The following is a 9329-nucleotide window of genomic DNA, read 5'->3' as shown; positions in this document are numbered from 1 at the left end:
CAGCTGAATCCTTTAATGCAAAAATCAAAGCTTTCAGAGCATCACTAAGGGGCATCGTTGATGAAAAGTTTTTTCTGTATCGACTTGCAAAGATTTATGCTTATCCCCACTAAATTTCCACTGAGCCGATATGATCTTTTTGACAAGAAGACATGTTTTTTTGACAAGAAGACATGAAGACATGTTTTTTTGATATGAAGACATGAAGAACATGATTTTAGGATGCTGGACAAACCTAGGAGGCTATGGCGTCTCGCCGTAGCCACGCACCCACGTACTCAATTAATCGCTTTGCTGCATCCACGAACACAGTATGTAATACGTAACTTTGTACCACAGTTAATCGGGAATATGCTGATATGTTAGTGTTCAGCCAATGCAAAACAATCTAAATCTCATACCTTACTCTTGACAACGCTTGCGCCATATTGTACCTTTTCAACCGCTTTTGGTGGGTTTGGTCTGATCAGTAGCAAGCGTTCTTTGACTTGTTGTACATATTTTTGTTAAGCTAATAGTTATGGTAGCGTCATAAGGCTAATTTATAGGTACTGACAGTCCTTTGCTCTACCAACTGAGCTATGTGGTGGTATATAACAAAAAAAAGAGTCACTCTAATGAGTAACTCTTTTTTTTGTGGTGCCACCAGGAATCGAACCGGGGACACAAGGATTTTCAGTCCTTTGCTCTACCAACTGAGCTATGGCACCAACTGTTTTTCTTTAGCGAGTGCAAAGGTACGAAAATGTTTCGGATTCTCCAAATATTCTATTGTTTTTTTCCTGTTATGTACCCTAGTTTATATAATGGTATACATTGGTATAAAATAAGTGGAGGATGTGTTGGTTAGTATCAACACATCCTCCGCTCTATCGTCTTACTGAGTTAATGGTCTCAGCATGTTATATTGTCTTGATTAGTTGAAGACATACTTCACGCCAATCTGCATTTTCCAGCACTGGTCATAATTGCGGTTGAAGCTCCATGTAGATGTAGGAGCAGTGCCAGTGGCCTTATCTTTGAACATTGAGAAGTAAGGAACGCCGTCCTTCACCTTGTCAACCTTCAGAATCTTACCGTCGTTACATCCGCTCATGTTCTTCATAACACCCCACTTTGAGTTGAAGAGGTTACCTACGTTCATGATGTCAAGACTGAGGACGAGCTTGTTGTTTGTGCTGCCGATCTTAACGTCGAAGTCGTGTGCCCAACGGAAGTCGAAGCGGTGAACGAACGGAGCGCGTGTGCTGTAAGGCTCAGCATATTCGCCCTTGTGGTTCTTGAGGTAGCTGTCCTGCTCAACGAAGTTCCAGAAGAGGTCGGCATCGCTTTCCTTAGTGAAATGGATGTCATTGCGGTCCTTCGGGATATACATAAGGTCGTAGCGGTTGCCGTCGCCGTTGATATCGCCGTTGTAGAAGTAGCTGTATCCAGAGGGTGAGTAGCCCTGATAGAAGAGGCTGAAGTGATCCTTACCATATGTATAGTTGGCAGAAGCGATGATACGATCAGGAATTACGTAGCGTGAGTTGCCGAGCTCAAGGAAGTTCGGTCCCTCTACGGCGTACATGTTAGACCATGTAGAGTATGCGTTGTTACCCGGCATACCAGTAAGCTCCTTCATCACTGTGTGTGTGTAAGCTGCCATAAGGTTGAGGTTCTTGATGGGCTCTGCGTTAACAGTGAAGTTGAATGTCCAGCCATAACCCTTGCTTGTGTTTGTAAGCACGTATGCATCGGTCTTGCAGTACTTATAGTCCTTCGGATAGATGTGGCGGTTGTCGCCAGTGCCAGTCAGAGTTTCCCAAGAAGAGTTGTCCTTGATGTTGTAGTTGTCGAGCATCACGTCGTGAATCTTCTTTGTGTATGTAAACTCGGCTGTGAACGACAGCGGGAATGAAACGGGAATCTGTCCATCGATAGCGATTGAAGACTTCCATACCTGCGGCATCTTGAAGTCGCGATCAACGCCGGCTACACTCTTAGGTACAGTACCCTCTTCCGGAGTGATAGTGGCAGGTGCGCCAAGGAGCTCGCGAATCTTGTCAACGTTAGTAACGAGTCCACCCTTGAACTTTTGGAGTTCTGCATCAGGAGTAATAGCGCCGTCCTTGCCATATCTTGTGCTGGCAATGCCAGAACCCATAGCCATACCGGAGTTTGTAGGCATATTAGTGAAGAATACGAGAGGCAGACGACCTGCGAAGAGACCAGTACCACCGCGTACCTTCAGTGAGCGGTCACCAAATACGTCCCATGTGAATCCGATACGCGGAGAAATTTGGATGTTGCTCTTAGGCCATGAACCTGTCTCTACGTGACGACCACCGTAATCGAGTGCTGTAATGGCCTTATTCTCCATAAGGTCGTTGTTGTTGAATACGATGTTATCGAAGCGGATACCACCAGTCAGTTTGAGGTTGTCGAGCACGTTCCACTCGTCCTGTAGATAAAGGCCGTACTGAGCGAACTTTACCTCTGCTGTAGGATTCTTCTCGCCGTTGTAGCCGTAGGCAAGTGTAACAGTCTCAGGAGCGGCTCCGTTGAAGAAGTCGTCGAGTGAGCGGTAACGATAGTATCCAGTTCCACCGCGCATGTATGAGTTGTTGGCAAGCTGGTGCTCGAAGGTGAAGCCTGCAGTAAGCTTGTGGGCACCAAGATAGTATGTGAAGTTGTCGGTAAGAGTAAGGATCTTGTTCTGCACACGGTTGTTGTATGAGAAGAGCTCTGTACCGAAGCTGATGTACGGCTCGAGAATCTGTGATGTTACCTTACCTGTAGCGTCAGCCTCATATCCTGCCATAATGTCAACGAACGGGAAGTTAGAGCAGTTGGGGTCGCGCTTGTCATCGATGTAGCTGTATGTGAAGAGCAACTGGTTGGACATGTTTGCGCCAAAACGGCTGTTAAGGTCTGCAGATACAGACATAACGGAATTGTTTTGTGCATACATTGAACCAGAATAAGACATACCATACTGTGACATACGACTTGCTGTGAAGCGTGTGTATGCGTCAGAAGACGAACGGTTTACGGCGTTCCATGTCTTGTTGCGTGTGTAGTTATAGCGTACAGCAAGGTGGTGGTCGTTATTGATGTTCCAGTCTACACGACCGAGGAGCTTCAGGTTGTTGTCTTCTGCGGGGAAGTCAGTGTAGGAACCCGGATTGAATCCGTACTTGGTGATAAGGAACTGCTTAACACGCTCGAGGTCTGACTTAGGAACACGTGAGATATAGTTGGTGGCGTCTGCCTTGCCGTCTTCCGAAGCCTGCCATCTGTTTACGATGTTAGGACTCTTGCTGTATTCTGCGTTGGCGAAGAAGAAGAGCTTGTCCTTGATGATCGGACCGCCGAAGGTAAAGCCGTATGTTGTGGTGCCGTTCTTGCCGCGCTCGCCGAGGTCTTCATTGTCCACGCGGTTGCCGTGCATATTCTCATTATTATAATAAATGTATGCAGTACCCTTAAATGTGTTTGTACCCGACTTTGTGATGGCGTTTACACCACCGCCGATGAAGTTGGTCTGACGAACGTCATAGGGAGCAATTGTCACCTGTACCTCGTCAATGGCATCCATAGAGATAGGGCTGCCTCCGCCAGGGAGCTTGTCTGAAAGACCGAAGTTGTTGTTGAGGTTTGCGCCGTCGAGTGTGAAGTTAGAGCTTCTTCCGTCGCCACCAGCAAAGCTCATGCCGTTAGAGTAGGGCGAGAGACGAGCGATGTCGGTGATGCTACGGTTGATGGTAGGCATGTTCATGATCTGCGTGTTGCTGATGTTGGTGGAAGCACCAGTCTTCTCAGCAGTAAACTTAGATCCCTTTCCGCTAATTACAACCTCACCCAGGATGCTTGCGTCCTCAGCCATCTTGAAGTTCTGGTTGTAGGTTTCGCCGAGCTGGAGAGTAACGTTACTTATCTCCGTGGGCTGGTAGCCAATGTAGCTTACCTTGATGGTGTAAGGTCCGCCGACACGCATACCCTGAATGGTGTAGCGGCCGTCTGCATTGGTAACTGTGGCATAACGTGTGCCTGAAGGCACGTGCACCACTTGGATGGTTGCTCCAATGACACTCTCGTTGGTGTTACCCAACGTCACTTTACCTGTCAATGCAGATGTAGTAACCTGCGCCAATACTGCCTGAACAATGGCGATCAGCAAGACAGAAAGCATGTAAAGTCTCTTTCTCATAAAATCGATAATTGGTTATTGAAAAAAATATTTACCTCCACTTCTAAGGAGTGGAATCCATAAATTCGTTGTTATTTCAATTCTTTTTGCAAATTTAAACAATTAAAATAATATGGCGTTATAAAACCTTAAATAAAATAAATTAATAACTATTATTTTAACCGTTTTGAAATAATAGGTTGTCAATTGGGAGATTGAGAGAGTTGAGAATTTAGATTAGTTGAGAGTTGAAATTTCAGAGTTGAGAGTTATGATATGTATCTTTGGTATTTTTAATACAGCTAAAGCTTTACATTAAATATATAAGGTAATCATAACTCTCAACTCTAAATTCTCAACTCTCAACTAAGAGGCTTATTCTTCTTTGCTCAACGGGTTCCATCCCTGCGCCTTCAGCTCAAACTCCTGATTGTCTCTTGTGACGAGCATTTGTCCGAGTTCGGGACGAGTGATGTGTCCGATGAGTTTCACATTGTCCATCTGCTGAATCTTCTCGTTGTCGCCGATAGGTACGGTGAAGAGCAGTTCGTAGTCTTCCCCGCCGTTGAGGGCGCACGTGGTGACGTTCATGTTCATCTCTTCAGCCATTACAGCGGTCTGATAGTCAATGGGAATGTTCTTCTCGTAGATTCGGCATCCGCATCCCGACTCCTTGCAGATGTGCATCAGTTCGCTTGACAGTCCGTCGCTGATGTCCATCATTGCTGTGGGTCTGATGCCCAACTCACGGAACTGTGCTATGATGTCGCCACGGGCTTCGGTCTGCAGCTGTCGTTGGAGGAGATACTCCTTTCCTGCGAAGTCTGGCTGAAAATTGCGAAGTTCTTCCAGCGCACGCTTGTCGTTCTTCTTGCGAGCCTCGTCCACCTGCTGATAATAAACGCTCTTCTCGCGTTCCAGAAGCTGCAGTCCCATATAGGCAGCACCGAGGTCGCCTGATACGCAGATAAGGTCAGTGTCCTTGGCTCCGCTACGATAGACGATGTCGTCCTTGCGTGCCTCGCCGATACAGGTAATGCTGATGGCAAGTCCTGTGTAAGATGATGTGGTGTCACCGCCAACGATGTCAACCCCCCACTTGTCGCAAGCCAGCTTCAGTCCGCTGTAGAAGTCGTCCATATCCTCCACCTTGAAGCGCTTGCTGAGCGCAATGCTTACTGTCAGCTGTCGCGGTGTGCCGTTCATGGCGAAGATGTCGCTGATGTTCACCATTGCCGACTTGTATCCAAGGTGCTGGAGGTCGATGTATGTGAGGTCGAAATGTACGCCCTCCATGAGCATATCGGTGGTTACCAGAACCTCTGAGTCAGGATAATGTAGTACGGCGCAATCGTCGCCTACACCTTTAATGGTCGACTCGTTCTTTATCTTGATGTTGTCGGTGAGTCGGTGTATGAGGCCGAACTCACCGAGCTTTGATATTTCTGTCATTATATATTATTATTGTGAAAGCTCAATTAAGCTCTGCGAATCATCTCACGCATAATCTCTGTCATCAGAGGCTGCGCCTTGTTGGCAGCCACCTGCACTTCCTCGTGCGAAACCTCCACCGGTGTGTCCTCCAGGCCAAGGTCGGTGATGATGGATATACCGAATGTGCGGATGCCGCAGTGGTGTGCCACGATTACCTCAGGCACGGTGCTCATGCCTACAGCGTCGCCACCCAGACGATGATACATCTTATATTCGGCAGGAGTCTCGAATGTCGGTCCCTGCACGCCCACGTAAACACCGTGCATAACGCGTATGCCCTTCTCCTCGGCAATCTTGTCTGCCTCTGCGATGAGCTTCAGGTCGTAAGTCTCGTGCATGTCCGGGAAGCGCGGTCCTGTTGGGAAGTTTTTGCCGCGCAGCGGGTGCTCAGGGAAGAAGTTGATGTGGTCTGTGATGATCATGAGGTCGCCAATCTTGAAGTCGGGATTCATGCCGCCTGAGGCGTTGCTCACGAAGAGAGTCTTGATGCCAAGTTCGTACATCACGCGGATTGGGAATGTCACCTCCTTCATAGAGTAGCCCTCATAGTAATGGAATCTGCCCTCCATTGCCATGATGTCCTTGCCTCCGAGCTTGCCGAAGATAAGTTTTCCTGCATGTCCTTCCACAGTAGAAACGGGAAAGTTGGGGATGTCCTTATAAGAGAACTCGTAGCTGTCTGTTATTTCTGTGGCGAGCTGTCCGAGGCCCGTTCCAAGTATTATCGCTGTTTCAGGACTTGTGGTCATCCTTTCTTTTAGCCAGGATGCTGTTTCTTGAATTTTTTCGTACATAGCTTATAATTTTGTTATTGAATTCTTCTTCTCCCTCAAGCATGAATCTTATCCTTATCGGGAGAGCATAAATGCTGTTCTTTGTTGCTTCTGAGAGAGTGCCGAGACTGTTGAGTCTTGTGGCGTCCTTCTCTGTCGTGATTATCACCTTCGGCTTCGGCATGTCAGCGAAGGTGGAGTTGATGCGTTCCGCATCGTCCTCCGTGAACTGATGATGATCGCCGAATGCCATTGGTGTGATGTTCTCCGAGACGGGCTTCAGGTCCATAACCATCTGTTGCGGCGAGGCAATACCCGTAAGCAGCAGGATGTTCACGCCTTTTGGTAGCGATGAGAGCGGTTTTCGTTCGTCATGGAATACTGCCTTAAGGCTCTCATATTGCAGAGTTGTGAAGTAGAGTTCCTGATACGGATAGAGGTTCATTGCTCTCTTGAGCACTCTGAATTCCATGGGCTTCAGGTCCTTCGGGCACTTCGTTACGATGACGATGTCGGCTCTTGACTTTCCTTCCTGCGGCTCACGCATTCGTCCTGCTGGCAGCAGCTTGTCGTAGATGATAAGTCGATGATAGTCTACAAGCAGGATGTTTATGCCCGGCTTCACATACCTATGCTGATAGGCATCGTCCAGAAGGATGACGTCCACGTCCTTTGTCTGCTCGTCGTGTGTCAGGCGGTATATTCCGTTTCTGCGGTTCTTGTCCACAGCCATGTAGATGTCCGGATATTTATGCTTCATCTGGAAGGGCTCGTCCCCAATCTCCCTCATCTCCGTGTCTTTGTCTGCGAGCAGATATCCGCGGCTTTTACGTTTGTATCCGCGTGAAAGTACGCCCACTTTCTGTTTTTCGTGCAGGAGATTGATAAGATATTCCACGTGCGGTGTCTTTCCCGAACCTCCCACAGTGATGTTGCCGACGGAAATTACGGGTATGTCGTAACTTTGGCTTTTCAGCACTCCGATGTCGAACATCCAGTTGCGCACACGTACCCCAATGCCGTAGAGCCAGCTCAACGGCAGCAGCCATTCGTTGATTTTTATAAAGTCGCCTTCTGTTCTCATAGTGCTTTCTCTATTTCATGTTTATGGCGAACGGTATGCGTGCCTGCAGAGCCTCGTGTTTGTCGAGGTTGCGCATCAGCGATACTGGTTCGTAGAGGTCGCCGAGTGTCAGTCGGAGACGTGCGTCCACCGATCCAGCATCCGATGCTCCTGCAAGTAACTGGTCAATCCATGAGCTTGGTGCAGGATAGTCCACCGTATAATATTCGCCGAGTTTAGCCAGCTTTGCAGCCTTTGCCACGGCGTCATTCAGTCCTCCGAGCTGGTCTACAAGCTTCAGACCGATGGCGTCAGCTCCCAGCCATACGCGTCCCTGGGCTATTTTCTCCACGCTCTCCACCGGCAAGCGGCGTCCGTCAGCCACGCGCTTTCTGAAAAGCTGGTAGCCTCTGTTGACGTACTGCTGCATGATGGCTGTCTCTTCTTCGTTGAAAGGTCTTGCCATAAGATTGCCGAATGTGGCGTTGCGGTTTGTCTTCACTTCATCAAACTTCACGCCAAGCTTCTGTGTTACAAGTCCGCTCATGTCAGGGAATACTGCGAAGATGCCGATGCTACCTGTCAGCGTGGTGGGCTGTGCAACAATCCATGATGCCGGTGCTGACATATAGTAAGCACCCGATGCGGCATAACCTCCCATTGATACCACTACGGGCTTCTTTTTCTTGAGTTCCATCACCTGATGCCATATCTGTTCGGATGCGAACGCATCGCCGCCACCTGAATTTACTCTTATCACCACCGCCTTGACGTCATCGTCGTCCATAAGGTCTTTCAAGTCGTTGCATACAGTACTTCCCACGATGCTGTGCGAGCCTCCGCCTAAAAGACTTACCTTCTCGCTCTGCACAATGTCGCCGTAGGCATAGTATATAGCAATTTCCTCACCACTGGTCTGCTTCTCCTTTACGTTTGTCATGTCGCTGACAAAGAGGCGGTTCAGGTCGTCATCCTTTCCGATGCCGAACTGTGTCTTTGCAATGTCCTTCATGTCCGAAGCATAAGCCAGTCCGTCCACCACCTTACGCTTCAAGAGGATTTCCGCCGACTGGAACATCAGCAGTTCGTCTGCATATCTGTTAAGCGAGTCGACGCTGATGCCACGGCTTTTTGATACGGCGTTGCAAACCTGCTTCCACGTTCCGTCCAGGAACATCTTGGTCTGCAGACGGTTGGCGTCGCTCATGTGCTCCTCAGTGTATGTTTCGGTGGCGCTCTTGAATGTGCCCACTTTCACCACCTGGAACTTGACACCGAACTTTGCCAACATATCCTTATAAAATACGGGCTGTGCGCCGATGCCGTGCCAGTCCACCATTCCGATGGGGTTGAGGTAAATCTTGTCAGCTACAGACGCCAGATAGTACGACCCCTGCGAGTAAGTGTCGGCGTAGGCAATGATTTTCTTGCCCGACTTGCGAAAATCCTCAAGTGCTGAGCGTATCTCCTGCAGTGTGGCATAGTCTGTTGACAATACGCCTGCATCGATGTAAATACCTTTTATGTTTTCCTCATCCTTTGCCTTCTTGATGGCGGAGAGTATGTCGTTCAGTCCTGTGGACGGTATATAGTTGCCCGTCAGTTTTCCGATGGTGTTGTCCGTTCCCTGCTCGTCTATGGAGCCGTTTAGCTTGAGCACGAGCACTGAATTTTTCTCTACGGCTTGTGTGGCGCTTGCAGATGCCACCATACCTACGATGCTCATTACTGAAAGTGCCACGCACACTATGGTGAAAACGATGATGCCAACAACGGTGGCGGCGGTGTATTTAAAGAAATCTTTCATGAGTAAAACGGTTTGATTATT

General features: G+C 48.4%; 5 protein-coding genes, 1 tRNA gene and 1 pseudogene. 1 reads left to right on the top strand and 6 read right to left on the bottom strand.

Annotated features, from left to right (window positions below; all coding sequences use genetic code 11):
- Positions 1 to 113 (top strand): annotated as a pseudogene (locus tag CHL74_RS16170) (ISAon1 family transposase); the annotation flags it as partial.
- Positions 114 to 637: 524 nt separating this feature from the next.
- Here the strand turns inward: CHL74_RS16170 and CHL74_RS06435 are convergent.
- The 6 genes from CHL74_RS06435 to sppA form a co-directional block, all read right to left on the bottom strand.
- Positions 638 to 710: transfer RNA gene (locus tag CHL74_RS06435), tRNA-Phe, on the bottom strand.
- Positions 711 to 916: 206 nt separating this feature from the next.
- Positions 917 to 4192, bottom strand: a complete 3276-nt coding sequence (locus tag CHL74_RS06430; RefSeq protein WP_094880345.1) for a TonB-dependent receptor — start codon at positions 4190 to 4192, stop codon at positions 917 to 919.
- 354 nt (positions 4193 to 4546) lie between these two features.
- Positions 4547 to 5623, bottom strand: coding sequence for a thiamine-phosphate kinase (thiL, locus tag CHL74_RS06425; protein WP_094880344.1), 1077 nt, complete (start codon positions 5621 to 5623; stop codon positions 4547 to 4549).
- A 26-nt stretch (positions 5624 to 5649) separates the two neighbouring features.
- On the bottom strand, positions 5650 to 6459 hold the full coding sequence (locus CHL74_RS06420; protein ID WP_094880343.1) for a purine-nucleoside phosphorylase: 810 nt from the start codon (positions 6457 to 6459) through the stop codon (positions 5650 to 5652).
- The gene (gene lpxK / locus CHL74_RS06415) at positions 6398 to 7522 is read right to left on the bottom strand and encodes a tetraacyldisaccharide 4'-kinase (protein WP_094880342.1); all 1125 of its coding nucleotides are present in this window, start codon (positions 7520 to 7522) and stop codon (positions 6398 to 6400) included. The genes CHL74_RS06420 and lpxK overlap by 62 nt, the downstream gene beginning before the upstream one ends.
- Before the next feature lie 10 nt (positions 7523 to 7532).
- Positions 7533 to 9308, bottom strand: a complete 1776-nt coding sequence (gene sppA / locus CHL74_RS06410; RefSeq protein WP_094880341.1) for a signal peptide peptidase SppA — start codon at positions 9306 to 9308, stop codon at positions 7533 to 7535.
- Positions 9309 to 9329 lie beyond the last annotated feature (21 nt).

Source organism: Prevotella sp. 885 (genome assembly GCF_002265625.1).
Taxonomy (GTDB): Bacteria; Bacteroidota; Bacteroidia; order Bacteroidales; family Bacteroidaceae; genus Prevotella.
This window is presented reverse-complemented; position numbering and strand designations above follow the sequence as displayed.

What these genes read in the sequence shown, in the direction of transcription:
- CHL74_RS06420 (WP_094880343.1), bottom strand. Translation starts at nt 6,459, where the DNA reads ATGTACGAAAAAATTCAAGAAACAGCATCCTGGCTAAAAGAAAGGATG.
- thiL (WP_094880344.1), bottom strand. Translation starts at nt 5,623, where the DNA reads ATGACAGAAATATCAAAGCTCGGTGAGTTCGGCCTCATACACCGACTC.
- lpxK (WP_094880342.1), bottom strand. Translation starts at nt 7,522, where the DNA reads ATGAGAACAGAAGGCGACTTTATAAAAATCAACGAATGGCTGCTGCCG.
- CHL74_RS06430 (WP_094880345.1), bottom strand. Translation starts at nt 4,192, where the DNA reads ATGAGAAAGAGACTTTACATGCTTTCTGTCTTGCTGATCGCCATTGTT.
- sppA (WP_094880341.1), bottom strand. Translation starts at nt 9,308, where the DNA reads ATGAAAGATTTCTTTAAATACACCGCCGCCACCGTTGTTGGCATCATC.